Source organism: Paenibacillus sp. V4I5, from assembly GCF_030817255.1.
Lineage (GTDB): Bacteria > Bacillota > Bacilli > Paenibacillales > NBRC-103111 > Paenibacillus_E.
The window spans coordinates 2,395,378-2,422,303 of record NZ_JAUSZB010000002.1; the positions used below are offsets into that span (position 1 = coordinate 2,395,378).

Annotated in this window: 27 protein-coding genes; 7 read left to right on the plus strand and 20 right to left on the minus strand. The window is 43.5% G+C overall.

All coding sequences use genetic code 11. From position 1 onward, the window contains the following. Nucleotides 1-23 precede the first annotated feature (23 nt). Nucleotides 24-1,481 (plus strand): catalase KatA, encoded by a 1,458-nt coding sequence (gene katA / locus QFZ78_RS12755; RefSeq protein ID WP_307547971.1) that lies wholly within the window; start codon nt 24-26, stop codon nt 1,479-1,481. Nucleotides 1,482-1,642: 161 nt separating this feature from the next. On the opposite strand, the gene QFZ78_RS12760 is transcribed toward katA, so the two are convergent. From QFZ78_RS12760 to QFZ78_RS12775, 4 genes are read right to left on the minus strand one after another with little or no spacing between them, the layout of a single operon-like run. Continuing rightward, entirely contained in the window at nt 1,643-2,080 is a 438-nt protein-coding gene (locus QFZ78_RS12760; RefSeq protein ID WP_307547973.1) for a Dps family protein, read from the minus strand. 39 nt (nt 2,081-2,119) lie between these two features. Next, a complete protein-coding gene (locus QFZ78_RS12765) occupies nt 2,120-2,314 on the minus strand; it encodes a CDGSH iron-sulfur domain-containing protein (protein ID WP_057305706.1) in 195 nt (64 codons plus the stop codon). Between the two features lie 49 nt (nt 2,315-2,363). Continuing rightward, a complete protein-coding gene (locus QFZ78_RS12770) occupies nt 2,364-4,196 on the minus strand; it encodes an amidohydrolase (RefSeq protein ID WP_307547977.1) in 1,833 nt (610 codons plus the stop codon). Between the two features lie 31 nt (nt 4,197-4,227). Further along, entirely contained in the window at nt 4,228-4,401 is a 174-nt protein-coding gene (locus tag QFZ78_RS12775; RefSeq protein WP_307547979.1) for a DUF1427 family protein, read from the minus strand. A 267-nt stretch (nt 4,402-4,668) separates the two neighbouring features. Between QFZ78_RS12775 and QFZ78_RS12780 the strand changes: the two genes are divergently transcribed. From QFZ78_RS12780 to QFZ78_RS12790, 3 genes are all read left to right on the plus strand, one after another. Then, complete coding sequence (locus QFZ78_RS12780; RefSeq protein WP_307547981.1) at nt 4,669-5,307, plus strand: hydrolase; 639 nt, start codon at nt 4,669-4,671, stop codon at nt 5,305-5,307. Between the two features lie 142 nt (nt 5,308-5,449). Beyond that, complete coding sequence (locus tag QFZ78_RS12785) at nt 5,450-6,289, plus strand: alpha/beta fold hydrolase (protein ID WP_307547983.1); 840 nt, start codon at nt 5,450-5,452, stop codon at nt 6,287-6,289. Between the two features lie 173 nt (nt 6,290-6,462). Then, nucleotides 6,463-6,747: a hypothetical protein gene (locus QFZ78_RS12790; RefSeq protein ID WP_307547985.1), complete on the plus strand. Its 285-nt coding sequence runs from the start codon at nt 6,463-6,465 to the stop codon at nt 6,745-6,747. On the opposite strand, the gene QFZ78_RS12795 is transcribed toward QFZ78_RS12790, so the two are convergent. The 5 genes from QFZ78_RS12795 to QFZ78_RS12815 form a co-directional block, all read right to left on the minus strand. Further along, complete coding sequence (locus QFZ78_RS12795; protein ID WP_307547988.1) at nt 6,695-8,257, minus strand: response regulator; 1,563 nt, start codon at nt 8,255-8,257, stop codon at nt 6,695-6,697. The two genes, QFZ78_RS12790 and QFZ78_RS12795, sit on opposite strands and share 53 nt — an antisense overlap. Next, nucleotides 8,250-10,151, minus strand: a complete 1,902-nt coding sequence (locus QFZ78_RS12800) for a sensor histidine kinase (RefSeq protein WP_307555648.1) — start codon at nt 10,149-10,151, stop codon at nt 8,250-8,252. Before QFZ78_RS12800 ends, QFZ78_RS12795 begins: the two co-directional genes overlap by 8 nt. Nucleotides 10,152-10,186: 35 nt before the next feature. Beyond that, complete coding sequence (locus QFZ78_RS12805; RefSeq protein WP_307547990.1) at nt 10,187-11,872, minus strand: extracellular solute-binding protein; 1,686 nt, start codon at nt 11,870-11,872, stop codon at nt 10,187-10,189. A gap of 775 nt (nt 11,873-12,647) precedes the next feature. Beyond that, on the minus strand, nt 12,648-13,508 hold the full coding sequence (locus tag QFZ78_RS12810; protein WP_307547992.1) for a LysR family transcriptional regulator: 861 nt from the start codon (nt 13,506-13,508) through the stop codon (nt 12,648-12,650). Further along, nucleotides 13,493-14,392 (minus strand): LysR family transcriptional regulator, encoded by a 900-nt coding sequence (locus tag QFZ78_RS12815; protein WP_307547993.1) that lies wholly within the window; start codon nt 14,390-14,392, stop codon nt 13,493-13,495. The genes QFZ78_RS12810 and QFZ78_RS12815 overlap by 16 nt, the downstream gene beginning before the upstream one ends. Before the next feature lie 1,281 nt (nt 14,393-15,673). Here QFZ78_RS12815 and QFZ78_RS12820 point away from each other — a divergent pair. Together QFZ78_RS12820 and QFZ78_RS12825 are read left to right on the plus strand one after the other, a co-directional pair. Further along, nucleotides 15,674-16,141, plus strand: coding sequence for a MarR family winged helix-turn-helix transcriptional regulator (locus QFZ78_RS12820; RefSeq protein WP_307547995.1), 468 nt, complete (start codon nt 15,674-15,676; stop codon nt 16,139-16,141). A gap of 44 nt (nt 16,142-16,185) precedes the next feature. Next, on the plus strand, nt 16,186-17,124 hold the full coding sequence (locus QFZ78_RS12825; protein WP_307547997.1) for an NADP-dependent oxidoreductase: 939 nt from the start codon (nt 16,186-16,188) through the stop codon (nt 17,122-17,124). A 461-nt stretch (nt 17,125-17,585) separates the two neighbouring features. Here the strand turns inward: QFZ78_RS12825 and QFZ78_RS12830 are convergent, their stop codons facing one another. From QFZ78_RS12830 to QFZ78_RS12840, 3 genes are all read right to left on the minus strand, one after another. Continuing rightward, entirely contained in the window at nt 17,586-18,047 is a 462-nt protein-coding gene (locus QFZ78_RS12830; RefSeq protein ID WP_307547999.1) for a DUF2269 family protein, read from the minus strand. A gap of 15 nt (nt 18,048-18,062) precedes the next feature. Then, on the minus strand, nt 18,063-18,791 hold the full coding sequence (locus QFZ78_RS12835; protein ID WP_307555650.1) for an NAD(P)-dependent oxidoreductase: 729 nt from the start codon (nt 18,789-18,791) through the stop codon (nt 18,063-18,065). Between the two features lie 270 nt (nt 18,792-19,061). Continuing rightward, nucleotides 19,062-19,394: a winged helix-turn-helix transcriptional regulator gene (locus tag QFZ78_RS12840; protein ID WP_307548001.1), complete on the minus strand. Its 333-nt coding sequence runs from the start codon at nt 19,392-19,394 to the stop codon at nt 19,062-19,064. Nucleotides 19,395-19,468: 74 nt separating this feature from the next. Here QFZ78_RS12840 and QFZ78_RS38545 point away from each other — a divergent pair, with 74 nt between their 5' ends. Further along, on the plus strand, nt 19,469-19,843 hold the full coding sequence (locus tag QFZ78_RS38545; RefSeq protein ID WP_373461026.1) for an EcsC family protein: 375 nt from the start codon (nt 19,469-19,471) through the stop codon (nt 19,841-19,843). Nucleotides 19,844-20,097: 254 nt separating this feature from the next. On the opposite strand, the gene QFZ78_RS12855 is transcribed toward QFZ78_RS38545, so the two are convergent. The 8 genes from QFZ78_RS12855 to QFZ78_RS12890 form a co-directional block, all read right to left on the minus strand. Beyond that, nucleotides 20,098-20,235 (minus strand): hypothetical protein, encoded by a 138-nt coding sequence (locus QFZ78_RS12855; RefSeq protein WP_307548003.1) that lies wholly within the window; start codon nt 20,233-20,235, stop codon nt 20,098-20,100. A gap of 701 nt (nt 20,236-20,936) precedes the next feature. Then, entirely contained in the window at nt 20,937-21,707 is a 771-nt protein-coding gene (locus QFZ78_RS12860) for an alpha/beta fold hydrolase (RefSeq protein WP_307548004.1), read from the minus strand. A gap of 260 nt (nt 21,708-21,967) precedes the next feature. Then, complete coding sequence (locus QFZ78_RS12865) at nt 21,968-22,708, minus strand: class I SAM-dependent methyltransferase (protein ID WP_307548006.1); 741 nt, start codon at nt 22,706-22,708, stop codon at nt 21,968-21,970. A gap of 320 nt (nt 22,709-23,028) precedes the next feature. Next, entirely contained in the window at nt 23,029-23,433 is a 405-nt protein-coding gene (locus tag QFZ78_RS12870) for a hypothetical protein (RefSeq protein WP_307548008.1), read from the minus strand. A gap of 131 nt (nt 23,434-23,564) precedes the next feature. After that, nucleotides 23,565-23,723, minus strand: a complete 159-nt coding sequence (locus QFZ78_RS12875) for a hypothetical protein (RefSeq protein ID WP_307548010.1) — start codon at nt 23,721-23,723, stop codon at nt 23,565-23,567. A 193-nt stretch (nt 23,724-23,916) separates the two neighbouring features. Next, nucleotides 23,917-25,590 (minus strand): WD40/YVTN/BNR-like repeat-containing protein, encoded by a 1,674-nt coding sequence (locus tag QFZ78_RS12880; RefSeq protein WP_307548012.1) that lies wholly within the window; start codon nt 25,588-25,590, stop codon nt 23,917-23,919. Between the two features lie 206 nt (nt 25,591-25,796). Beyond that, on the minus strand, nt 25,797-26,054 hold the full coding sequence (locus tag QFZ78_RS12885) for a MerR family DNA-binding protein (RefSeq protein ID WP_307548014.1): 258 nt from the start codon (nt 26,052-26,054) through the stop codon (nt 25,797-25,799). 16 nt (nt 26,055-26,070) lie between these two features. Then, nucleotides 26,071-26,886 (minus strand): hypothetical protein, encoded by an 816-nt coding sequence (locus QFZ78_RS12890; protein ID WP_307548016.1) that lies wholly within the window; start codon nt 26,884-26,886, stop codon nt 26,071-26,073. Between the last annotated feature and the right edge of the window lie 40 nt (nt 26,887-26,926).

Here is a 26,926-nt window from a genome sequence, read left to right on the forward strand (position 1 = left end):
TTTATTACTTTGGAGGTTTGTAAATGGAAACAAAAAATGGCCATTTAACTACAAGTTGGGGAGCTCCCGTTGGAGATAACCAGAACTCCATGACTGCCGGCTTACGCGGTCCAACCCTTATTCAAGACGTCCACCTTCTGGAAAAGCTTGCCCATTTCAACCGGGAACGCGTCCCCGAACGTGTTGTTCATGCCAAAGGTGCCGGCGCACACGGATATTTTGAAGTAACCAACGATGTTTCCGCCTATACAAAGGCCCGCTTTTTGTCTGAGGTTGGCCAACGTATACCGGTTTTTATACGCTTCTCCACGGTAGCAGGCGAACTGGGATCTGCAGATACCGTACGTGACCCGCGCGGCTTTGCTGTAAAGTTTTATACGGAAGATGGAAACTATGATTTGGTGGGTAATAACACACCTGTCTTCTTCATTCGGGATGCTATTAAATTTCCGGATTTCATTCATACCCAGAAACGCCACCCTCAAACTCATCTGAAAAACCCGAATGCTGTTTGGGATTTCTGGTCCTTGTCTCCCGAATCCTTGCATCAAGTCACTATCTTGATGTCCGATCGTGGTATTCCTGCGACTCTCCGTCATATGCATGGTTTCGGTAGCCATACGTTTAAATGGGGTAATGCGGATGGACAAGGCACTTGGGTCAAATATCATTTTAAAACGGAACAAGGCGTGAAGAACCTGGATGTCGAGTTGGCCGCCAAGCTGGCCGGTGAAAACCCAGATTATCATATCGAGGATTTATTTAATGCCATAGACAAAGGTGACTTCCCAGCATGGAAGCTGTATGTACAAATAATGCCGCTGAAAGATGCCGAAACCTATCGTTTCGATCCTTTCGATGTAACGAAAGTGTGGTCGCAGAAAGATTACCCTCTTATCGAGGTTGGACGCATGGTCCTCAACCGAAACCCGGACAATTATTTTGCCGAAGTTGAGCAAGCAACCTTCTTCCCTGGGGCGTTCGTACCCGGTATTGAGGCTTCGCCGGATAAAATGCTGCAAGGTCGTTTATTTGCCTATGCCGATGCTCATCGCTATCGGGTTGGGACCAACCACCATACATTGCCTATCAATAAACCTGTTGTCGAAGTAAATAACAACCAGCGCGATGGCCAAATGCGTTCCGATCGCAATGGGGGAAATTCGATATACTATGAACCAAACAGTTATGGCGGAGCTGCCGAATCGGCAGCGCACAAGACAGCCCCGTTTGAAGTAACCGGTTCAGCCGATAGCCTCCCGTATGACCATGATGATCATTACACTCAAGCCGGCGACCTGTATCGATTGCTTCGTGTAGAAGAACGCGGGCGTTTAGTAAATAACATCGTGAATGCCATGAAGCCGGTAGAGAAGGATGAGATCAAACTCCGTCAAATCTCTCACTTCTATAAAGCAGATCCCGAATGGGGGCAAGCGATCGCCGAGGGGCTTGGTTTGAGAGTTCCAGAGTTGGCTTAATATAATCTGTCAAAAAAAGAGCAGTTCCTTTTACAGCAAATGATGGCTGGGAACTGCTCTTTTTTGTGCTATTAGCAATATATAAGTCACATTATAAGGAAAAGACCTGCAAGAAAGGTAGCTTTTTAAAGCCACTCTCTTTCAGGTCTCGAAGCAATCCATTAACCTAAGTACGATTTCAACATCCAAACATGCTTTTCCAGGGAGCTATGAATGGCCAAAAGCATATCCCCAGTTGTCTCATCACCTTCACGGTCTGCAATACTCATGCCCTCTTTCAGCTCACCCACAATAATCCCAAAATCAACTACAAGCGTGCGGACCATCTCATTTGCATTCTCATTGCCTGCTGCATCTTTTACTGTGGCTTTTTCGATAATTTCATGAAGTGTCGCTACCGGACTAAAGCCTAATGCCAGCAGCCGCTCGGCAAGATTGTCCACATGAAGTGCAGCTTCCGTATAAAGCTCTTCGAATTTCAAATGCAAAGTGAAGAATTGTGGCCCTTTAACATACCAATGATAGTTATGGAGTTTGGTGAACAACAGACTCCAGTTAGCAATCTGGGTGTTAAGTACTTCCGTTAGTTTTTCTGTCATAAAAAAGCTCCTTTCGAATATCCATATTGATCTCTTAAACTAAGCTCGAGGCGCGCTTTCAAATTTACCTTTGTGAGTCAAGTCGCAGAACGGTTTTTGACTGGATAAACCGCATCGGCAAAGAATAAAACTTTCCTTGGTCTCAAAACGGTTCCCCACCGCATCCACCATTTCTACTTTGCCTGTAATTCGCAATGGTCCATTATCGTTTACTTTGATCGTAACTTCAGACATGATGATCTCGCCCCTATTGGATTATTTTGGTGAAAATGGTGAAACGCACTTAGAAAACGAAGCAATCCAGGTCACAGAAGCCGCTGCCATGGTGGTGATTGCATCCATGATGATGGTGTGTCTTTTGAGGTGCCGGAACTCCTACTCCGCCGCCTCCGTAATTTGTTCCATTGTAGTAGCCTCCAAAGAAATTATGCGGAGACCAGTCTGGACTTGCTTTGGGAGCTGGCGGCGACAAAGGCTGAAATTCGTTGGCACCGTAGACAATCTTGCCTCCTACTACAGTGAAGACAGATTCAATTTTTTTAATAGCTTCTTCGGAGACACGAAAGAAGTTATCAGAAAGAATCGAAAAATCAGCATATTGACCCGCTTTGATTTGACCTTTCACATCTTCTTCTTTGGAAAACCATGCATTACCGGATGTATACATGCGAAGCGCTTCATGCCTCTCTACACGATTGGAAGCCGGGTACAAGCTTAATCCGCCAAGTGTCTTACCCGTCACTAACCAGTATAAGGCAACCCAAGGATTATAACTGGCTACTCTGGTTGCATCTGTCCCTACCCCAACACGCAATCCGGCTTTAATCATCTTGGTGATCGGAGGAGCATTTTCCGCTGCTTCCGCCCCATATCTTTCGACGAAATATTCCCCTTGGAAGGCCATTCGGCTTTGAACAGCGATCGAACCGCCTAATGCGACGACCCGCTCCAAATCCTTCTCCTGAATCGTTTCAGCATGGTCCAGAATCCAGCGCAGGTCTTTGAACGCAACCTCTTTATTCACGCGCTCAAATATATCGAGAAAACGCGATATGGATTCCCCATAAGTGGCATGAAGACGAAATGGCCAACGTTGCTGTACGAGATGCTGGGTAACTTGGAATAGTTCATCTTCCAGTACAGCGGGGAGTTCCGGGCGGGGTTCAACAAAATCTTCGAAGTCCGCTGCGCTATAAACAAGCATTTCACCTGCACCATTATGACGATAGTAGGAGCTGCCCGTGTACGGCTGCGTAGTCGCAGTCCATGCTTTAAAATCACTCAATTCATTTTTGGGATGCTGGGTAAATAAATTATACGCCGTGCGAACCGTAATCTCTCCGCGCCTATCAAGCTCATCAAAAACCTGATAATCATCAGGATAGTTCTGAAAGCCCCCGCCAGCGTCAATAACGCTTGTGACTCCGAATCGATTTAATTCCCTCATGAACAATCGGGTTGAATTGATTTGATCCTCGTATGAAAGCTTCGGTCCTTTCGCTAAGGTCGCATACAAAATAGTAGCATTAGGTCTAGCGATGAGCATTCCTGTTGGATTCCCTTGGCTATCCCTTTGGATTTCTCCACCTGGCGGATTCGGCGTATCCTTCGTATATCCGATAACTCGCAAGGCTGCTTTATTCAAAAAAGCCTGACGGTAAAGATTGAGGATAAATACCGGTGTTTCCGGAGCAATTCGATTGATTTCATCCAAAGTTGGCATTCTGCGTTCCACGAATTGGAATTCTGTCCAGCCGCCAACAACACGGACCCAGTGAGGTGCTGGCGTACGATCCACCTGCTTTTTCAGCATACGCAAGGCATCCGCTACGGATGGCACGCCATCCCATCGAAGCTCGAGATTATAATTGAGACCGCCTCGAATGAGATGAATATGAGAATCGTTCAAACCTGGAATTAACATTCGTTTGTTGGCGTTAACAACTTGCGTGGAAGGCCCAACATATTTCATAATTTCAGCATCATCCCCCACCGCCAGGAAATGGCAGCCTTTAATTGCAACTGCTGTGGCTGCTTGATTAGCATCGTCCATCGTCACGATATGGGCATTAAGAATGACTAGGCTTGCTTCAACAATCGTCGTTTTCTCAGACATAATTTTGTTCTCCTTTGAAATTTATTGGGTGTTATTTGCGGCTTAACCAAAGTTGTATCCATGGTATCAACCGTTGTCCTAAAAACATACCTAAGAGACCTAGCAATCCCAAAAAAGGCGGCGCCGGAGAGGGGATCTTAAGCGATTGAAAAACAACGCCAATGACAATACCAGCAGCTAAAGCGAGAAATATTGAACCCCACATGCTAATTTTCCTCCTTCAATCATTCACCTTCTATATAAGTCTATAAGTCAGGATTCTTTCTATCAATAAGGCTTTCTCTATAACAGCCATAGGAATCACTTATATATAATTTTAATAATATTTTTATAGTATATAGTTTTTGTCTATGGGTATTATAGAAAAATGAAGATTGTTCGTCTGTTTGCATTTCAATAGACTTATTACATGCAGCAGGTTTTCAAATTTGTGGATCTGTTGTAATCATATATAGAAAGTAGGGATTTTTGTATGTTTAACGGAAAGACCGATTTACTTACAGCTGACAACTCCGCTATTATTCTAGTAGACCATCAGCCTCAAATGATTTTTGGCGTGCAAAGCGCCGATCGCCAAACGATCATTAACAATACGGTTGGACTTGCTAAAGCAGCTAAAGTTTTCAATGCACCTATTATTCTTACAACGGTTGCTGCTGAATCGTTTTCTGGCCCTATTCATCCGCATATTCAAGCTGTATTTCCTGATCAAAAACCGATTGACCGAACAACAATGAACTCCTGGGAAGATGAAAACTTCGTGGAAGCAGTGAAGAAAACAGGTCGCAAGAAGCTGATTATGGCAGCTCTGTGGACAGAAGTTTGTCTTGCTTTCCCTGTAGTTTCAGCCATCAAAGATGGATATGAAGTATACATCGTAACGGATGCTTCAGGCGGGACGACGACAGAAGCGCATAACATGTCTGTTCAACGCATGATTCAAGCAGGAGCCATTCCCGTGACTTGGCTGTCTGTTCTTCTTGAGTATCAGCGCGATTGGGCGCGTCAAGAAACGTATGATGCCGTTCTGGAGATTGCTAGGCAACACAGTGGCGCATACGGTGCGGGTATTGTTTATGCGCAAACGATGTTTGGCGGCCACGGAGGATAACCTATTCATCCAAAAAAAGAGAGTCAATTAATTTGACTCTCTTAGTTTGTGGAATATGCCTAATGTGAGTGTACAGTAACAACTCATATCAATAGTTTTTGCTACAGCCTAACCAAAACCAATTCGAAAGGAAGTATGAAACATGCCTAAATTAACAGTCGGAACAGAAAACGGGCAACCCATTGAATTATTTTTTGAGGATCTTGGCGTAGGTAAACCTGTAGTTTTGATCCATGGCTGGCCGCTGAGCGGGCGCTCGTGGGAGAGTCAAGTCCCAGCGCTCATCGATGCAGGTTACCGCGTAATTACATATGACCGCCGCGGATTCGGACAATCCTCCCAACCGTGGAACGGTTACAACTATGATTCGTTTGCGACGGATCTCCATAAGCTGATTGAATATCTAGACCTTAAGGACGTGACACTGGTCGGATTCTCGATGGGTGGCGGAGAGGTTGCCCGTTACGTTGGAACATACGGAACAAGCCGTGTCAAAGAAGCCGTGTTGGCTGCTGCGGTTCCTCCGTTCTTCTACAAATCCGCTGAGCATCCGGAAGGTGGTCTGGATGAAAGCACCATTCAGGGCTTCCAAGAAGGTTTGAAAAAAGACCGCATCGCCTTCCTTGATGGCTTCACTCACAATTTCTTTAAGGCAGGGGATAGAACCGATCTGGTCAGCGAGTCCTTCCGTGTTTACAACCTTGAGATTGCTTCTTTTGCTTCGCCAAAGGGGACGCTGGATTGCATTGATGCCTTCGGCCGGACGGATTTCCGTGGCGATTTGGCGAAATTTGATATCCCATTGCTTGTTATCCATGGCGATTCCGATGCGATCGTGCCGCTTGAGGTAAGCGGTCAACTTTCCCACGAAGCTGTTGCAGGCAGTCAACTCGTCGTAATTGAAGGTGGACCACATGGTTTGAACGCGACTCACCCTGAAGAATTCAATACCGCTTTGATTCACTTCCTTAATACTAAATGAATGAGAACAGTCACGGAAATCATCAGTTACTTCATATAGAGCGCTTTCGAGACTTTTCATATTGGACTAAAGAGGGGAGATAAAATAAACTAGTACCCATAGAATTGATGAAAAGGTGTGAACTGTAACCCATAAGAAGGACACTTTGAAAAAAGTGACCCTCTTGTGGTCATTTGTTTTTTAATCTAGGTATGGATGAGGAGCGAGACGAAGATGGGGAAGTTGAAACGAGCGTATTTACAGTAGAGCAAATGGGAAAGTTGGAGGCAACCCCCAACGTACAGCATGTGTCCGAGACGGCCATCACGTACACACCTGCATTTAAGTTGGCAGCAGTAAAAGCCTACGCAGAGGATCAGACGCCTTCTGAGATCTATTCGGGCTGCTTTTTTAACCTGGATGCCATCATACTTGGGTTTCAAACAGTCTTCGCTGGCTTCGGTATTCCAGCGCTGTGATGCCTTCGGTATCCTTGAATATTCTCGTAAAATGCTTCACATTTTCGAATCCAACCTGATCACTGATTTCGTACACCTTCAAATCGGAGTGTACCAGCAGCTCCTTCGCCTTGTCCAGCCTTAACCGGCGAACATAGTTCGAGAAACTCTCACCGTAATATTCTTGGAAGGCTTGGCTGAAATACGAGTAATTGAGTGAGAAATGGTTGGACACGACCGCCATGTTCAAATCGTCAGCATAATGCGTCTCCAAGTAAGCGAGAACTTTTTGCATCGTATTTTGCTCCGTAGGCGCTTGCTCTCTCCGATCTTGGATGAACCGATCCAGACTATCGAGAAGCTGCTCAACAACTGCATAATAATGTTCAAATCGATCGAAATTCCCGATATGGCCAACAGAGGCGTACAGACTTAATAGGCCGAGCACTCTATTTCCGTAGATGCGGAACACCTTGTCGAACAACTCTTCATTGAGCAGCTGGCTGATCCGTTCCAGGTAGCCGATTTCACAGCAGCTAATGATACGAACATCTAGAATTTGATCGAGAAGCTGCTTCATTTCGTTCCCGCGTCCCATTCCCATCAGATTCGATAATCGTTGAATCAACTCAACAGGAACGACATTCCGCTCATTGCGCTCACTTATGAGGGTGTAGTCCAGCACATCGAGTTCTGGAAGCACAATACTGTATTTCAAGGTTTGCTTCGCTTGACTGTATGCCCACCTTATCTGCTCTATCCCTTGAACAGACTCGCTAATCGCGATTCGCAACTGCGACTCATATACACTCAACCTCCACCGTTCCGCCAACTGGTAGAACATAACCGGATCGCGTGCGATCATAATCGTTCCGCCTTCTCCATCACGCGTGAGCATCCAATCCATATGCCCTTGTAACAGATCAGCGATTTGATTCCTGAAAGAAGCAGTATCCGTACTGCTATTCTGTGATCCTCCACCGCGTCGCGTAAGCAAGCCCAGCGTATATCCTGCATCCAACCAGCTAAAGCCGGCCTGCTCCAGCTTGTTCTGTGTTATCGCATCACCCACATCCTTCTGGGTCAAATGCTGGGTAACTAGCTCGGCAGCAACAAGGTTGGCATCTTCGCCCGCTTTGTCTGCTCGCTCTTCTCTCATCCTTATATCCCGCATTAATCGCTCCAGGACGGCAAACAACTCCTCCCGCATCACAGGCTTCACGAGATAATCCTTCACAGCATAGCGAATCGCTTTCTGCGCATATACGAACTGATTATAGCCAGAAAGCAGTACAATCTCGGGCCTTACGGGATGCTCTTGCAGTTGCTCGAGCAGTTCGATCCCATCCATAATTGGCATTCGGATATCTGTGAACATAATATCCGCAGGCTCCTGGCTAAGCAGCTCCAGCGCCTCTTGTCCATTCTCGGCAAATCGGTAGTTGAACAGATTAGGAAACTGCCTCTCAATCACCGATTGCAAGCCCCTCCGAATGATCTTCTCGTCGTCGACGATCAGCAAGCTAATCATAGATGTCTAATCCCCCTCCCATGACCCGATACGGCAAAGTCATGATTATGCGTGTATAGCTTCCTTCCTGACTCTCGATCTGAATCCCATATTCCGTCCCATAGCTCATCACTAAGCGTTGGTCCACATTACGCAGACCGATTCCATTGCTGTCCTGATTATCCTTGCGAACGACTAATTGCCGGACATCCTGGTAAGCGGACTCTTCCATTCGTAGCATTCGATTCAATAAGCCCAGCTTCTCTTCCGGTATGCCGCAGCCGCTGTCAGTGATCTCTATGACACAAGCTTGATCACGCCGGACGGCAGAGATCGTAATGACAAGATTTCCGTCGCTGGAATGCATGCGGCTCATCCCATGCTTGATTGCATTCTCGACTGCGGGCTGCAGTGACATTTTGAGCGATTCCTGCTTGAGGCATTCCGGTGCAATCGACAATCGGAGATCAAGTCTTCCATCATAACGGATGTTCATGACGGATACATAATGCTGGACCTGCTGAATCTCATCGCTGAGCATCACGTGATCCCGCTTCCATTCCATCGAATACCGCATCATACCGCCTAGCGAGGTCATTATGTCCGATATAAGGTACTGCCCTTCAATCTCCGCCAGCATCTTGACGTTCTCCAGCGTATTGTAGAGGAAGTGGGAATCTATCTGGTTCTTCAGCGCCCGAAGCTCGGCTTCTTTGCCTGCCGCCTGCCTAACTGCCTGCTCTTGAATGAGCTCGTTAATCTTCAGAATGAGCTTACGGTAATGCAAGCCCAGCTCTCCTACCTCATCGGTACCGGTTATCGGCGGCAGCTCGACGTCGAAGTTACCGCTTCTTACCTGTTCCATCGATTCTCTTAACGCCTTAAGCCTGCGCAAAATCATCGCCTGCATCGAGTAAGACAGCAGTACGAGAAATGCCACTAGTAACGAGATGAGTACAATATAACGAACTCTCGAATGGTGAATGCCTTCTATCGTGTCCGCAAGACTAACCATATTGACCAGATGTACGTGGATCGATGGAATATAGCTCTGAATCGCCAAGTAGGACTGCCCATTAACCTTGAACTGTACCGACTCGTGATCTGTATTATTCGTCAGTTTCACGCTGTTCATCAATTGCTCCGCGCTGTGCTGCTCGAACACAGGTGAAGCCTTCAAGCTGAATACCTGTCCGCTCTTTGCTACTACGATCAGCTGGGAGTCCGTGTCCTGCACACTGCTGAACGTTCGAGAGAAGAAATTCGACAGCTTCATCGATATCTCTAGAATCCCGTTATGTGTTTTGTTGTCCGAATATTTGAATTCCTGCAAGTACGTCATGAAGGGCTCATTCGGCGATGGTTCGGATGGCGCACCGGTGAGGACGAAGTTCTCCTGTATCTCCCACCAGGGCATACCGCTCTGCTTCATCACCTCATCATGCCAAAGCTTGTCCTGAATACGTGATTCCTGTAGGATGACTGGCCAAATCTCATTCACATAAAGGTTGTCCGTGAACAACCGGACATTCGCAATTCGTGGATTGTTAAACAGAAAATATTGAAAGCTGTTGACAACATCTTTCTTAATATGAAGAACACGTGCTGTATCCTGAATTTGTTCAATTTGTAGATAATTGTTCATTTCCCGATTGGATAACGCAAGCTGACCGGTCCATCCCATCAACTCCATGTTATTCTCAATGTTTATCTTCTCGACTGCTAGCACTTTTTCGCTATTCTTCGTTAATTCTTCCATTGCCTTGGCGGACTCCTCTTTGAGCGTATACCAGGAGAATAGAACAACCGGTATGAAGATAACGAACACAAATGACAGAATCAGTTTGACTTGAAGCGAAAGTTTAAACGTAAATGCATGTATCCCCAATAACCAACGGATTTCCGCGAATCCCATCTCCTGTTTCACATCCTGCTGCTTCCTCTATAGAACTATTGATTGAGCGACGACTTCAGCTTCTGTACATTTCGTTCATAGGCTGCTTGGCGGCTAGCTACGATGGCTTCATACTCGGGATCCTCGGTAATATTGTTCATGAATTCGGTGAACAGCTGATCGAATTCAGCATCCGACTTAGACATCAGCAGCTTCGGCAACGTCTCGGCCCAGAGCCGCGTGTTTCTGCTTTCCGCAATACCTTCCTTCGTCGTCGGGTCCGGATCCAGATTTTCGAACTCGGTCATGCTGATCGTCTTGCCCCTCGTCCAATCGGCAATTTGTTTGGCAGGCTCAGCATCCATCCCCGTTATCCATGCTAGTCTCATATTCGTATTCATTAGCATCCAGTACATATAAGAACCGCCATATTTGCTATCGAATGCTTGGCGGTCGGTGTTGAGCAGATGCAAGACCTCCGGCAGGAACTGATCTTTGCCGTCTATCGTATCGTAGGTAACGCCCTTCTCTCCTAAGAACAGATCCTTGTTTCCCTCTTCGCTGAGCAAATAGCTGAGGAAGGCAATTGCCCGCTTCTTATCCTTGACGTTCTTCGAGATAAGCGTCACCGTCCAACCGGAGACGCCACTTCCTGCAAGTGTTGGCGCATCATGCGCATCATTCGCCGGGCCATCAATCGCGATATACATCTTATTCGGGTCCTTCTGATACAACGCTTGGTTAATCTCTAAAAAATCAGACCACTGATACAGCATGGCAAAATAGCGCCCTTGCGATATTTTTTCATCCTTTTCCAGTCGTTTTTCATCAATATATACATCTGTCGGCATCAGCCCGTCCTCATTCGCTTGGCGGAACACCTTCAGCCATTTCTGATAGGTTGGATCGCTTCGACGGTCGTACAGTTTGCCGTTTTTCTGCTGCGGAATTGCTAGGAAGTTCTGAAGATACTCTTCCAGCGAATAGTTACCGGTTTCCGTAAATTCATGCAGGCCGATCGGAATGAGCGGCTGGCCGTCCACTTCCGGAAACTTCTCCTTCGCAGCCTTCAGCGCGCCGAGAAACCCTTTCGGCGTGCTCATATCCGGCTTCCCGAGTGCTTCATACATGTCTTTCCGAACAACAAAGGTCTGATTAGATGTAAAAAGCTGACCATATTTTCGATAATCCGCAGGGGATGAAGATGCATTCGGGTAGCCATACACATTGCCGTCAGCCTGTGTATACCAAATAAGCTTTGCGGGGTCTGCGACTTTAAAGAAATAAGGATCATACTGATCCGCTAGCTCATTCAATGGAAGCACCATATCTCCCTTGATCATCTTCAACACGGCATCCTCGTACCAGCCTAGCGTGATGAAGTCAGGGAGCGACCTTGCTGCCATCATCGTGTTGAGCTTCTCGCTGGCGTCGCCAGCAGGCACGATAAAGTTCAAGCTGACGCCCGTCTTCTTCGTTATATAATCGGAAACGACGTTGCCTCCCCACTTGCTGTTGAACCAATCGAAATTGATATACCAGTCAAACGTAATCGGTGTCGTGTCCAGCTTCCAGGCAGGCTCATCCGGAGAAGGCTTCTTTTGAGAAGCGTCTGCCTTTATAAGATTGGTGTTCGAGTTCGTATGATCCTCAGCAGTGCCAGTGTTCCCAGAACAAGCCGCTAACGTCCAACACATCATCAGAGCTAGTAACAGCATTGCTGATTTACGCATTTTATCCATTCATAATTCTCCTTAGTCTGTGCAGTGGTGACCTTAATACTCTATTATTTTAATATATTCGCAACGTAAGCAGGCTTACGCTGTTCAGAAGCCTCAATTTACTGCTAGTATAAAGGTTATTGCAAGCAAAGGAAAGATCTCACATTATATATAGGGTTACTATTTTTCAGGTTTCCTATGGTGACAACGCGAATAAGCGAGCACGACAAGGAAATATTCCTTCGTCTTGGCTCGCTTTCGTTAGCTATGATGTTCTAGTTATGATTCATAATCTCCAGCGTTGTAAGACGCTCTCTCCAAATATCAAGTGCGCCTACGGTACGATGTATGTGGTAATAATAGTTTCAGGGCTCCCTGCTTCATTATCGAAGTATAATATGATGTATTCCTGCCGTTTTCATTACGGTACTCGTCTTGTTCGACACTTCTTCTTTTAATTTTAGATTATTTATATGAAAAATATTTACCTGGTTTCTATGATAGGGCAAAATAAATTGGAAAACAATTCTTTCCTCTCTATACATTGTATAGCTAATATCTATATATCCAGCACTCTGGCATCTATCTCTCTTCCCTGCCGCCTCTTTCTAAGGAAAAAGACCTGCAGGAAAGCTAGCTTTTTAAAGCCGCTCTCTTTTAGGTCTTTCAACTCCGTTGCATAAACCTTCTCTGGGTGAGAAGCTGCTCTCAACCCTTTCATAAACTTAGTTTAATTCTATTCAACATAAACCTACGGAGCTGTTTGGTATCAGCCGTAGTCTGCCAACTTTTCTGATTATTCTAGAAAAAAATCGATACATTTCTGAACAGAAGGATTATTGTAATGGTACTTTTTAAAAATAAGCTTGATCTCACGAACAGGCGTTGGATCTACGAGACGAATCATTTTCAATTGCTGACCAGAAAAGTTTTCAATTAAAGAAGCAGGTAAAATAGCTACCCCCATCTTTTGCAGTACCATAGAAAGAAGAATTGTCGTGGAAGTTGACTCAAACTTTGATTGCAAGGATTTGGCGATTTTAGCGCTGAATGTATGAAGATGCTCGATTAAACTTATATCCCCAACAAATAAGGAAGATTCTAAATCTTCTAGCTCTTGAAAAGAAACAAAGGTTCGATCTGCCCATGGATGATCCGCATAAACGACCAATGCTTGTTCTTCTTTATACAGGTGCATCATATGAATTTCTTTGTTTGGATCATAATTGTCAGTAATGCCAATATCGATACTACTATTCAATAATTGCTGTGATGTACTTTCTGTACTGGCAAATTTTAATGTAATGTCAGGATACTGTTCATGGAATTTCAAAAAACGGGGTATTAAACAAAAAAAGTCCATGGGCGAAATGCCTATCGAAAGTTTATTTGCCCGAGCATTGCTTAACTCGTAAGTTTCTTTCTTCGATTCTTCAATGAGCCTCATCACGGAAAGAGCTTTTTCGTAAAGTATTTCCCCGTCAGCTGTAATCTTTACCCCTCTACCAACTCTCTCAAACAAAGGGGTTCCAACTTCTACCTCTAGAATGCGGATCTGTTGACTTAAGGTAGGTTGAGAAATCATTAAAACTTCTGCAGCCTTAGTAAAGCTTCCTTCTTTGCAAATTTGAATGAAACATTCTAATTGCCTGAACATGAAAGATTCACCTCAACCTCTCTTACATATGAATCCATCTCTTGAGTGAATATGCGTGCAGTGGACCTCATAGTAACGGAATTAAGATATACAAGAGATATATCCCAACAAGGAATATGGCCTTCTAATTTGACAATACGCAAAGAATCGTCCCTTAGACTTTCGAGCGAAGATGTTGGTATAAGAGCTGCTCCAAGTCCATGACGAACCCAATGAATCAATACTGAAGTGGAGGACGTTTCTATTATCGACTTCAAGGTAAACCCACAAGAGAAACAATACATATCAATTAATGATTTGTTTTGTTCTCGGAACATGATCGAATTCATTTGCTTCAAAGATTGAAAAGGAATCGAAGATTTATCGGCCAAAGGATGTTCTGAGTGAATCAATAGCGCCATTTCTTGTCTATACAAATGAGTCGAAATGACCGAAGCATCAGAAACCGGATATGCAATGATTCCAATGTCTACCCTTTGTTCCAAAACTTTATTCTCGGCATCCTCTGCATCGATAATTTTTAATAGAATATTCGGGTACTTTTGGTGAAATCTCATAAAGTAAGGAGCAAGATATTCAAGTTCAGCAGGACAACATCCAATAGAAATTGTTTCTCTAGATTTATTGTTTCGGCTATCTATTTCATTTCGCGCCTCCTCAAGAAGATTCATAATAGCGTTGCCCTTATTCAAGAGAATTTTTCCCGCTTCCGTTACTTCAACTCCCCTACTTACCCGATCGAACAATTGAATATTATACTCATCTTCCAAAACCCGAATTTGCTGACTTAGTGTAGGCTGAGTCACACCTAATTCTTCTTTAGCTTTGGTGAAACTTCCTGATTTGCAAATTTGAATAAAATATTCAAGCTGGCGCAATTCCACAGCGTATCCCCCTTCGTTAATCCAGATTAGGAAAGTGAAGATCAAATGCAAACTTCCACCAATTCAATCATTAATCGTCTGTCCAACCGAGCGAGCGGAGCGAAGCGGAGTGATGGAGGTAGGGCGGCGGTGTGCTGCGCCACCCGTCCCCCTACCTCTATGCCCCTTGCCCGTTTCGCAAATCAGCAAAAAATAAAGGCGGGAAAGCACCGACGCACTTATGCATTTGCTGGTTTGTTTTGTCCTTCGGTTTCTTTAACATGGCGATTGCCCATACACCTATATTCGTCTTGCTGGCCGCTACTCTTGGTGCTTCCCGTACTGAGTGTTCACCCGCTGGTGGTGATGAGCGTGATCGTGGTGATTGCTGGACTTTACAAACATTATATGAAAGAACCTGTCAGATAATAAATCCGCTAGATTTCAGGTGAAGGTTACTAGATTTTAGGGTTGGTGCGTTGGGAACACTTTTTGTGTGGTCTGAAAATATGAAGAGCCCGTTTCTCGATTCGCGGAGCTGGACCACTTGTTAGCCCAAGAGCACGAGTCAAGATCTCTATGTACAAGTGCAAATTTATAATCTGAACCCCACAACGGTTTAGAAAATGAAATAACCTCATTCTCCTCGAGGGGTAAACTCGACGGAAACTTCCACTTTAATTTCATGAATTATCACATCAGAATTTTTGTCGAAACCAGCCTTCACCACTTGGCAGGAAAACAACTAATATGTCTTCCACGGCACCTGGAGCATATAAATTATCAACTGACCACAATCCGGTTATTTTTTTCTAGAGTCATTTTAACCCCTCACTTATCGGTTCGCTATTCATAATATCCCGTTAAAAATACATTCCTAGACTGAGACTGGCAGCTGTCTATTGAGCTATCGAAATTCTAAACGTATCGAAGCAGCATTACTACAGTTAGCTGAATAAAGGCAGTCGATCCAAAAGTGATCGACTGCCTTCTGCCCGTTGTTAAACTATCGTCTCCGTTAGCGGAATGACCTGTTGTTATTAGACGATGGTGCGGTTCAGCTTATCGAGGCTATCGGCATATTATCACCGGGCTGCCTATATGGCAGCTTTTTTTAAAATTTCTTTTAACTATTCCCCCTTAATGTCACTTGTGTTAAACCAACTGCAACTCCAAAGTCATCCATACCAACTGGGAAACTAATCTGTTTTTTATTTATGTTGACGGCAACGCATTTAAATGTTATCTTGTGTTTAATCGAATATGTTGACGACCACGCAATTGAAAGGAGGGATGAAACTATTGAAGAAAAACATCAATAACGAAGCCATTGAAAATGAAATCAGTTCGGTAACGCATTTTCCCGTAAGCTTCTCTATATTCAGCATGGCTCGTTCACATCATAGAAATGCAGGACAGCTGCTTCGAGAAGCAGGCCTATACCCAGGGCAGGAACTCGTACTGATGCAGTTGTGGCACCGAGACAGCCAATCACAGAATAGTCTTTCAAGGTCGCTGCGCCTTGATCACTCGACAATAGCTAAATCCGTTCGTCGTTTGGAAGATGCGGGGCTGGTCACCTGCAGCCGCTCACAGGAAGATAAACGCGTAACCATCGTATCGCTCACTCAAACAGGGCGTGAAGTTGAACCCAGAGTGATTCAGGCTTGGAGCAAGCTGGAAGAGATCACAACGAAAGTTCTCAATGACGAAGAAAAAATACAGTTTGTAGCTCTGGCACAAAAAATAGCCGCTTCTTTAGAAACTTAACTGTAAATTTTTAAAAAATGATGAGTGATAAAGGAGAGATAAGCATGTCTAATAAGTCGATGCAAGCCATTCTGGTCAATGAATATGGTGGTCCAAATGTCTTAAAGGTAGAAACAGTTGAACGCCCCCAACAGCAAACGGATGAAGTGCTCGTTCGCATCGTATATGCTACGATTATTCCGCTAGACTATAAAATCCGTAACGGTTGGCTTCAAGAAGTTTTTCCTGTAACCCTCCCCTACATTCCTGGATTTTACGCTTCTGGAGTTGTCGAAGAAGTAGGGCAAGGTGTAACGGATTTCAAGCCCGGTGATCGCATTTTTGGTAGTATTAGAGGAGCCTACTCAGAATATGGCATTGCGAAAGTCCAGGAATTAGTTAAGATGCCCGATATTCTCACCTTTGAAGATGCAGCAACGATTAAAGCAGGAGCCGAAACGGCTTGGAAAGCGTTGTTCACTGAAGGTGAACTCCGGTCTGGCCAAACCGTTCTCATTCATGCTGCAGCAGGCGGCGTTGGACAGTTTGCCGTTCAGCTGGCCAAATGGAAGGGAGCAACCGTGATCGCTACGGCTTCAACCTCTAACATGGACTTCGTCAAGTCTTTGGGTGCGGATCAAGTCATCGATTATACCATGACGGCTTTCGAAGACGTCGTCAAAGAAGTGGATCTGGTCGTCGATTCCATTGGAGGCGAGACCGAGAATCGATCATGGGCCGTTCTGAAGAAGGGAGGCATTCTCGTCTCTTTGACTCAGGATCCATCTCAAGAGAACGCTCAAAAGTATGGCGTTACAGCTAAATTTAACACCAAATTCCCAACATACGCGAATCTGCAGACCTTAACGGAATTAATTGCCGACGGTACGATTAAAGCAGCGATTGATTCCATATTCCCGCTAAACCAAGCTAATAAAGCACTGGAGAAAAGCGAAGCAAGACATGGACGCGGAAGAATTTTGCTGCACATAAACTCAATCTAACAACAACATGTATGAAATAGAAGTTTGGATATTAAAACACGAGAGCAACACGAGTGTATACCACACTAAGTGTTGTTTTCTTCATTCACATAAAACTATTCTGGCTAGTCGTATTGTTAGGTCACTTCCCCCAAGAAAATTTTTCATCTTCACTTATGGTATGGTTCACCGGAATTAATCTTCAACTAAACTGCCCGTTAGCGTAATGCTTTTCCTTAAGAAGTTAAGACTCTTTTGTCGTACCTGTTACAATAAATGCTTTCATAATACATCACTTTCATCTAGCTATCCTAAGGATTCCTAAGCAATTAAAGTATTCAATGGTCCACGGAATCCTTTATGTACAGAACTCTGCCTATATACGGAACAAAAGGCTGCCACGCGGCAGCCCTTTCGTTATTGATTCTTCCCTTTCTGAACTACTACCCGCGGGCCGATTGATAAAAAACTTTACGGCTTCTTTAGAATGGCTTAAGGACCATAAGCACGGCAATGGCAATCATCAGCAGCTGTGACGCCGTCTCGATCGGTATGATCTTTTTCATCAATCGATCGAGCTCGGCGGGTAATTCATCCCCTTTGCTTTGACTTATAGATACAATCTCCATGATCTTTTTCATACGCGGCCCGATCAATCCTTCGATTGTGGCGACCATGAGCAGCGATAAAAGGATCGATATATTTAGCCACATTTGGGACAACCCCATCTTGGTTATGATCATAAGCCAAACCCCGGTAATAATAAGTACGGCTCCGCCAATTTTAGGCAGGATGGCAATCTTGTTCGTTACATCAAAAGCAAAGCGCAACTGGCCGGCGGTTCTAGCGGACCTTCGAATGAAGGGTACCACGAAAGCGGGACCGATTACCGCGATAGAAGCCAATATATGAAAAACGAGGAGCCATCCAAACAAACTGATCATCTCCCTTCTTGCTCCTTAGCTCACCGGAATATCGCTTTGATAGGCGAGACCGACCCTTTTTCTCTTAAAAGGCCCTCCGAGCTCGATATGGTCCAGCATGCATTTCACGACATCATCATAAGCAACATCCAGCTCTTGAAGCCGGCTGAACAAGTAACCGGCTATATCGGCCTCGGAAAATTCCTTGATCGTCTTCGGAATTGATATGGGCAAGGTTTCCGTTGTCACATGCAGATGAACCGACGCCGAAGGCTCTATCGAATCAATCATAGTTCCCGGACACATAATTGACCAATCGAGCTCAGACTGTAGGAGTCGTTCAAAATTCCGGTTGTGATTTTTATACGCGGGCGGGAAGCCGGGCAGATTGTTGCCAATGAGGTCAGTATATGGAATATCCAGCAGGCCGGCACCTCCCATTACCCATACCCTCCCGGAAAAACTAGGGTGGATTTCACATTGGCTTATAATGTTATCAACGAGACGAACGAACTCATCTCCTTGACCTGCATGGCCGGCAGCAATAATAGCGGCGTCTTGATGCGAGAGCACCTCGCCGACGCTTACTGGGTTTATGATATCGTCCACGACCACCTTCACATGTTTTGCTGAACGCTCTCCTTGCTGTTCATAAAACTTCTCGGAGTTTCGCACGAATGCTGTCATTTCATGTCCCATTTTACCCCCTTGCTCCAGCGCTCTTCTTCCCGTATTTCCAGTTGCTCCGAAAACAATAATTTTCATCATTTTTTCCTCCTTTTATAAATAACTACCGATAGTTCATCTCTGGATTGACTCAAGCTTAGCATCATTTAAAAATCTTGATAAGAACCCACTTTAATGTAGGGTCCTTACTTAAAAGTAAGCATTAAGCAGAAAGGGTTATCCATGTTGGTCCACGGTAAAAATCGTAAAGGAATATTGACTGTAAATAGCAAAAAGCTGCCAGGACAAATCCCGTGGCAGCTTTTGTTATGAGTCCTTGAATTAGTGTGCAAATGAATTGAACAAGCTTTAAGAAGCAGATTCTTCACATTTCCGCTTATTATGGTTTTCTCCCCAAGCACACATGACTTCTGCTACAGGAATCAATGTTTTGCCATATTCACTAAGGGAATATTCTACTTTTGGAGGGACGGTGGGGTAGACCGTTCTATCGATTATGCCCTCTCGTTCCAAGTCCCGTAGATGTTGTGAAAGCATTTTTTGAGATACATCAGGTATAAGCTTTTCCAGATCGTTGAATCGCTTATTGGATTGTATCAAATGCCATAAAATCATTGGTTTCCATTTGCCGCCTAGAACATGAATGAGTGTCTCCACTGGACATTCAAGCTGATGAATCATTGATAAATCATCCCCTTACCTTTAAGTAAGTTCATTACCTTAAAGTATACACTTAACAAAATTTTACAGGTTATATGCAATCCGGTCAACAAAAAAAACTAATTTCTTTTCGGAAACCAGACGTTCCAGAGGAATACCGCGACGCAATCGACTTTCGGAAAATGCAGCAGATGGTGCCGGGGATTGGAGCGGAGGCGGGCGCTTGGACGATTTACACCAATCTCAAGGAGCTAGGTGAATCCGCAACGAACGCTTATCGGTTGCGAAGATTGAACGAGGCTATGAGACTGGGGGTTAATCGCCTCCGCCTCCTCCACCGTCGCAGCCGCCATCGGAGTTTTCGGAGTCTGTATATGCGACCGGAGAAACGCCGTCCCTCCCGCGTCTACAGAGATTATGGCCGGTCTTCGGAGCCGTCATCGAAGAAATTACGTCCCACCCGATCATGATATACCATTTCGACCGGCTGAAATCGCGTCTTTTATTCAACTATCTTCCTCGTTAGTTGAATATAAAGTGTGAATTCCTAAGTAATACTTTTTAATCGTTTGTATCGAACTCATAAATAGGGTTTATGCACCTCAAAATGGAGACAATTGCATTAGAGGAGCCGCCGCGAAGCAAGCTCCTCAACTATCGTTTCCGTTAGTTCAGCGAAAAAGATCGTCTGACAGCACAAATGTGCTAGACGTAAATATCTTTCTCAATACTTTTCACACCCTTGCCAAGGGCTTTCCCAATAAAATGTTGAAGTAAAAACTTCTCCGCCATCTTGTTGCACTTTTAATTTGTTTTGTTTATCTACTCGTTTCTTTAAACCATTTAAAGTGGATTTTATCATCGTAATATCAACTCCCTAATTTCGGAAAGTGTTAAACTATCCTTCCCATTTGCGTAGAAAGGCAGCCGATTCAATTTGGTTTTTTATTTATTTTTCGCTAAACGCTGCCAACTCAACAGTAGAAATAGATAAAGAACAAAAATGCATAGAGCTATAATAAAGTAACTTGGATACGTAAGACTTAGCGACTGAGAAATAACACTAACAGACCCATCAGAGTTTTTAACTTCAGTTGTTGAGGTTAAGAAAGATTGAAAAATTAACGGTAAAATTACCGAAATTAAAATTCCTGTTAATATTTTTTTCTTATTAAACACGATTTCCACCCCATTTAGAATTGATATTTGCTTCAACAGCGTAAAGCCGCCACTAAGATAATACCATATGTTGGCTTTTGTGAGTGGCTCTCGCATATCTGATAAAGATAAAGACATACAATAAAAAGAATTCTCCCCCCTCCTGATAAAGCCCCGGTTACCACCATGCTCTACTGCCCCGTTAGCACAACAGGCCACCGAGTTTATCACCGGCAACCTGTTTGATCTTTGTTATGAAGCTATTGTTTTCCGTTAGCTCAACAAACGTTATTAAATTGGATTATGGCGTATTAGCCTGTAAATGTTGAATAAGTCTTTGCTCGTTTTCTCTTGCATCCTCAAGATGAAAGGCATGTGAAGATTTATCCGACCAATACAACTTTTTTACGAAAGCTTGAAGCCTCGAACAAGCGAATTGTAAATGTCCATCAGAGAATAATCTGGCGACCGTAACATGATTTTAAGACCCGAAAAGATCGTTACGGACTTTTTATCGCCTGCGTCATAAAACATCGAGTTGTATTTAAACTGCCATTTACGAATAACCCCCCACTGCTTAAAGCTTTCCATATACGGGGGTTCGCCAACGGTAGCGAGTTCCTGTAACGCTTTTTGATTATTGGTCTCTCTTGCTCTTTCAAGCAGCCACTTGTAGCTTAGTTTATCATTTTCAACCCAGTTCGTGATTTGCGAAAACCCAGTATAGGAATAGAATTTCTCTGGGTATTTATAGGCGAGGGACAATGCGATAACACTACCCCAGGAATGGGAAACAAGATGCAGTTTTTCTTGATTAAATCGATCTCTTAAATAATCAGTGACATCGTGGGCGTCACTGATGAACTGTTTTAAGTGCATGGTTTCTTTCGGAATATCTTTTGCATAGGATTTTCCTGTACCGCGTTGATCCCAAAAAACAACGGTAAAATGTTTGACTAGTTCTTTGGTGGTCATCACCAATGCATAATCGGAGCCTCGGCTTGATACACCAGGAACTGGCATACTAGGACCTCCATGAATAAAAAGCAAGACGGGACTGCCCGGCTTTTCCGTCTGTATTAAGATGCTCTGCTTGACGCTACCGATGGTAATCTTTTCAACGGCGCTGATACCTTGTCTTGAAATAGTAAAATCAATTTTTTTAAATAATTTCATAAAACACCTCAAATTTATTTTTTAACTATAAAGCAGCCACACGACTCGCGTCTTTTTACATATTCTAGTTTTGTTGATGGGGAGAAGAATAACAAATTCTTGAATACAACTACTCCACTCTACTGCCCGTTAACGCAATAGGCCACCGAATTTATCACCGGTAGCCTGCGAGATCTTGTTATGAAGCTGTCATTCTGCGTTAGCGCAATAAACAACAACAATAATAGGGATTGCCTTAAATACAGCAATCCCCGTTTCCTTTATCCTTTTGTAGCTACAACCATAATTTCAATTTCATCTAAACTAATGTTTTGACGCTTCCAATTACCTGCCGTGCCGCCCCAAATGTTCTCAACCTTCAGACCTACCTGAGAAAACATCTGTTTCAATTCAAAAGGGAGGTATCTACGTTCCTTAACCTCAACCTGTTTTCTCCCTTCGGGCAAATCCCATTCATCCATATAATGCTCAACCATGGTTATAGGATTAAATCTGCCGGAATCAACGTTCTCCTGAGTAAGTTTGCGAATTTTAGAATATGCATTCAAGGTTGTAAGTACAAAGTGACCCGTTGGCTCCAGTGCGTCAGAGATATTTTTAAGAATTGCCAAATCATGTTCAACTGGCTCCTCATCTCTACCAACTAAACCAAAAGCCCCTTCGCAAAGACAGATAACAGCGTCAAACGACTTTGTTGGTGAGTATTTTACCGCATCACAATGAATCCATTCGACATTTACATTCGCTTCACTTGCCATTTTTTTAGCTTCCAAAAGCATTCCTGATGATATATCGACTCCAGTGACCTTGTAGCCACGCTTTGCCAGTTCGATGGAATGTCTTCCTGTTCCACACCCTACATCAAGAATGTTGCTTCCTTCCGAAAGTTTCAACACTTCAATCACAAAATCAACTTCCGAAATCGTGTTCTTAGTAAAACCATTATCCATGTATTGAGGGGCATGTGCATCAAAAAAAGATTCCCAATTATTTTTACTCAACTTGTTATACCTCCATGTTATGAAAACCACGGAAGCACATTAATAACTTATCGCATAAATGTAACTTCCGTAGTTCAGTTTTGTTTGGTTCCCTCTTGAAGATATACGAATAGACTTTTCATACTGCATCTCTCCCTTGTGTAAGATACTAAAAGTGTAAATTACCTTTACAGATTTTACAATGGTGTAGTTTTTTTATAATTGATTTATAGCAAAGTAACGCCTCAAATCTAGGACGTATTACGTTAAACTGCCTATAGGTGAGTATAGAGCCACCATGCGGCATCCCTCCTTATAATGAACTATCGTTTTACGTTAGTTTATCTTCCCGTCATTTTCAATTCCTTTTTGATAAAGGCTTTTATCTCACTTAAGTAAGGGGATTTATAAACAAGCCCATCCTTATTCATTAGGACATACATCGGGTAGGTTCCTATGTCCAATTTTTTTAAATTTTTACTCAGTTGCTCACTGTAAGGATGACCTTCCATTTCCGTAATGTTATCCTGAATTACTTGGTTAGAATGTATGAAAGATTGTACCTCATCCATTTCATTAAGAGGTGTATCCCCATTATGATAAAACAGATGTAACTTATAATTACTACGTTGGGGTTTTAATTCCCCAATAAACTCTCCATATTTTGTACTATTGCAACCAGTAAGAATTATTATTGCAAAAAAGCCCATTAACAAAGATTTAACCACTTTACCCTTTATTTCCATTTACCTACCTCCATATATTTAGACGTTATTAACGTTCAAATGTTCCTCTATCCTATCAGTTGCTTCAATGAAACAAGGAGCAGCTGCCACTGGGCAAACTGCTCCTTATCCTGTTCAACTTACGTTCACCGTTAGCGTAACAATAAAACCCAAAATAAACATCCAAACAATACAGAGGAAGCAATAGTAAGTAGTGTACTATTTTCTTCATCCTTATTTATCAACGCACGAAGTGTGCGTAGGAATAACATCATAAAGAAAAAAGCCAGTAAGGCAAATAAAATATCCACGAAAATCCCCTCCTTCAGTTTTAGTTTTTACTCAAATTTTACACATTATATTGCAGCGTGTAACTTCAGATTCCTGCCCGTTACTTCAACGGACATCAAAAAGAAGCTGCCCTCGCGGCAGCTCCTCACTATCGTTCCTCGTTACCTCAATGCTGCGCAGTTCAGTCTAATCGATAATTCAACCCCTGATATGCTAATTTTGTTCCATCCAAGTTGCTCCGCCATCCTTGGTATATAAGTTGTTAACACGGGAATAAGCCCTTCCTTCAGCCGGACTTGAAAAAATTATCCTTTGAACATTTTGAAAAGATGGAGATGAACCAAGAAACTGCCATTTCTCACCGCTATCTATAGTACAATACAATTCACCTAAATCATTATCAAGGATCCATATTGTGTTGAGATCATAGGCGAATATCGAAAAATTCACCCTATTCCGCCCCACTGAAGGCTGCTTGGCTGCTATACTTTCATAAGTCGAAACCTGACTTGTCCAGCTAATTCCTCCATCCGTGGTTTTGTACCAAATGATCCCTTTCAAATCATTGTCTTTGCTGAAAGAAAAGGCAATAAGCCCATTTGTATGATGGGGTCCCCAGAACATCGGACTTGTTAACGGATAAGTGGTTGAGTCTAACGCCTGTACTGGTAGTTCCAATTTCACTTGTTCCCAAGAACGACCATTGGTAGTGGACTTAAATATTATAGGATTTCCGTTATCCGTATTGTTGTAAGTGATCCAGGGTTCTTTGAAATCCCGAAGAACCATACCGTAAGGCATAGCATACCCGAGATCCTTTTGATTCGTAATATCTTCGCTGAGTACAGTCCAATGTCGCCCGCCATCTGTGGTCTTCAAAAATATACTTTTACGTTCCTTCACCATACCCGGTTCGGCATAAGCGTAAAGATATCCAACATTTTTATCTGCAAATTGTGCCCCGTACGATGTAACCGCAGGGTGAATGCCCCAGTGACCTTTTAGAGGATGCTCTAATTGCTCCCAGTTATCCCCACCGTCCGTAGTGAGATATACGGTTTGTTGGCTCAGGTCCAATTCAGCGTGATTATTTGTGATCTCCCCTCCAACCTCTTTCGGATGAAAGAGGGTCAACAACGTGTTTTGATCCACAATATCAAGAAAACCGAAGGATCCCCCTACCTTAGGAGGTGTACGATCGACCCATGATATCCCTCCATCCATCGTTTTCCATACTTTTCTACCAGCTGCCCAACCATAGCTGGTGTCAGTCATAAAGCTATTGCCAAAGATATCCTTATGGAATGATGCGGGTGGTTCTTTTGGAGCCTGAGCCCATAATGGCCCCCAAAACTCCCCTGTTACTTCCTCAAATTTGCTTTCTTTATCAGCCCCACGATAAGCTAACCAGAAGCTTTCAGCCTTACCATCTTCCCATCGGATTAAGAACTGAGCATGTATACTACCATCTTGTATGCCTGTTTCATCAGCCCAGTCTTGAACATTCCGAGTTGCAGTCGGATTAAATCCCTCTTTTACTCCGATATCATATCTCCATAAGGTCTCTGTGTTAGTTTCAGAATTAGTTTGAACTTCTTTGTATTTATTCCCAAGATGTCTCACTACATCTTCCGGAAGCATGCTAGGTCTCATCACTGAACGGATATAACTAACAGCAAATGGGGGGGGCATGGTTTCAAACTCTGTTTTCACAATTGAAAGATTCGATGTTTTAGGTGATGGCTCTGTAATCATCGTTTCGTCTGAAGTACAGCCTGTCATACTGAGGATCAACAGGCAGCTGATCAGGATGGAAGTCCCTTTTTTGGGGATAGAAACAAAACGGCTTATATTTGAACGAATATCTTTTATTAACAATGGGCCCACTACGATTACCAACCCTTCAATTATTACTATACATTTCCTCTTCAACTACTCTTTCCTCAAAGCAAGTATACCATATATTTACAGTATAAATTCAATATTAGTTCCATTCTCAATTGCGTTAAACTGCCCGATACTTGAACAGGCTGCCATCATGCAGGCAGCCTGTTCGTCATTTCGCTATCGTTTCCGTTAGCTCAAAAGAAACTTCAGAGCGGTTTGGTTCGTGTTCGCTCTTCAATGTCCCGCTCCAACACCTTGTAATAATCGGTTTTCTCGTTTAAGGCCTCTAAGTTTACGATAAGCTGGTCGATCTGCTCCCGGATCTGTTTTTTATGGTCCTCGAGCATCTGTCTGCGTTCGGCGACCGTCTCGTCACCGAGGTAGCGCATCTCGGCGAAATGCTGCATTTCGCGAATCGGCATGCCGGTATCACGTAGGCGGATGAGGAACTGGAGCCATTCCACGTCTCACGCGCTATTGTTACACGAAAATAATCGGTTGAGTGCGATCAAACATCACTTGTGTGTAGTCGAAATTTGGGACTATGTTTTCTTTATTTAAATAGTCACGATATGTCTTACCACTTTCAACGAAAGCTTGTTCACCTAAATGTTTTTTTACAGAAGCTCGCACTTCCTCAGGGATCGGCTCAAAAAGATTATCTGTTAATTGAAGAGCAATTATTCCTTCTGCGAGTTCTTCAACTTTATAACACGGAGTTGAAAGCAATTTCTCTCTTCCGAACAATTCTATATATGGTCTGCCAAATAGGTTAATCCAATGTAGTTCCGGATGAATAACCTGTGGAGCAAGTGGCTCTGGAATGTACGGGATTGATTGGTTAATAACATATCCTCGTACAGGTTGTAATATCCTTGCTACAGTCCAGCATAAATCAAAAAAGCTTTGTTGCTTTTCAATATCTTGCAGATGGTTGACCTCAACCGACACATTCATTGAATTAAATCCTACCCTATTGTTTTTCTCCCAAGAAATCATATACTCGACTTTAGGATTTTTCTTTCTTCTTAGCATAAGATGCCCTGCTCTTACAGGAGGAGCGAAAGACGGAAGGTTTCGATTTACTTCTTCATTCAGCCACAAGCTGGTAATATATTCCACGTTTTCTTTATCGATCTTCACCTTTACTGGCTCAAATCTCGAGTAGACCTGCGGAGTGTATTCATCGTTGGCATTAATAATCCTATGAATAACCATTTCAGCAAGTTCGCGGTTCTGCCAATCACATAAACTTTGAAAAGAAAAATTAACAAATGGGTAGTTCGATAGTTGCATGCTGATTCCTCCCCAGAAAAAGAATCTCCGATCGCCAATG

Bases quoted from the DNA above. Each gene is read 5' to 3' on its own strand.
- QFZ78_RS12840 (WP_307548001.1), bottom strand. From the start codon at position 19,394: ATGATTCATCAGCTTGAATGTCCAGTGGAGACACTCATTCATGTTCTA.
- QFZ78_RS12835 (WP_307555650.1), bottom strand. From the start codon at position 18,791: ATGAAAATTATTGTTTTCGGAGCAACTGGAAATACGGGAAGAAGAGCG.
- QFZ78_RS12765 (WP_057305706.1), bottom strand. From the start codon at position 2,314: ATGTCTGAAGTTACGATCAAAGTAAACGATAATGGACCATTGCGAATT.
- QFZ78_RS12795 (WP_307547988.1), bottom strand. From the start codon at position 8,257: ATGATTAGCTTGCTGATCGTCGACGACGAGAAGATCATTCGGAGGGGC.
- QFZ78_RS12890 (WP_307548016.1), bottom strand. From the start codon at position 26,886: ATGCAACTATCGAACTACCCATTTGTTAATTTTTCTTTTCAAAGTTTA.
- QFZ78_RS12830 (WP_307547999.1), bottom strand. From the start codon at position 18,047: ATGATCAGTTTGTTTGGATGGCTCCTCGTTTTTCATATATTGGCTTCT.
- katA (WP_307547971.1), top strand. From the start codon at position 24: ATGGAAACAAAAAATGGCCATTTAACTACAAGTTGGGGAGCTCCCGTT.
- QFZ78_RS12855 (WP_307548003.1), bottom strand. From the start codon at position 20,235: ATGATAAAATCCACTTTAAATGGTTTAAAGAAACGAGTAGATAAACAA.
- QFZ78_RS12770 (WP_307547977.1), bottom strand. From the start codon at position 4,196: ATGTCTGAGAAAACGACGATTGTTGAAGCAAGCCTAGTCATTCTTAAT.
- QFZ78_RS12775 (WP_307547979.1), bottom strand. From the start codon at position 4,401: ATGTGGGGTTCAATATTTCTCGCTTTAGCTGCTGGTATTGTCATTGGC.
- QFZ78_RS38545 (WP_373461026.1), top strand. From the start codon at position 19,469: ATGCAATCCGGTCAACAAAAAAAACTAATTTCTTTTCGGAAACCAGAC.
- QFZ78_RS12760 (WP_307547973.1), bottom strand. From the start codon at position 2,080: ATGACAGAAAAACTAACGGAAGTACTTAACACCCAGATTGCTAACTGG.
- QFZ78_RS12870 (WP_307548008.1), bottom strand. From the start codon at position 23,433: ATGGAAATAAAGGGTAAAGTGGTTAAATCTTTGTTAATGGGCTTTTTT.
- QFZ78_RS12800 (WP_307555648.1), bottom strand. From the start codon at position 10,151: ATGGGATTCGCGGAAATCCGTTGGTTATTGGGGATACATGCATTTACG.
- QFZ78_RS12860 (WP_307548004.1), bottom strand. From the start codon at position 21,707: ATGAAATTATTTAAAAAAATTGATTTTACTATTTCAAGACAAGGTATC.
- QFZ78_RS12780 (WP_307547981.1), top strand. From the start codon at position 4,669: ATGTTTAACGGAAAGACCGATTTACTTACAGCTGACAACTCCGCTATT.
- QFZ78_RS12785 (WP_307547983.1), top strand. From the start codon at position 5,450: ATGCCTAAATTAACAGTCGGAACAGAAAACGGGCAACCCATTGAATTA.
- QFZ78_RS12825 (WP_307547997.1), top strand. From the start codon at position 16,186: ATGTCTAATAAGTCGATGCAAGCCATTCTGGTCAATGAATATGGTGGT.
- QFZ78_RS12810 (WP_307547992.1), bottom strand. From the start codon at position 13,508: ATGTTCAGGCAATTAGAATGTTTCATTCAAATTTGCAAAGAAGGAAGC.
- QFZ78_RS12805 (WP_307547990.1), bottom strand. From the start codon at position 11,872: ATGGATAAAATGCGTAAATCAGCAATGCTGTTACTAGCTCTGATGATG.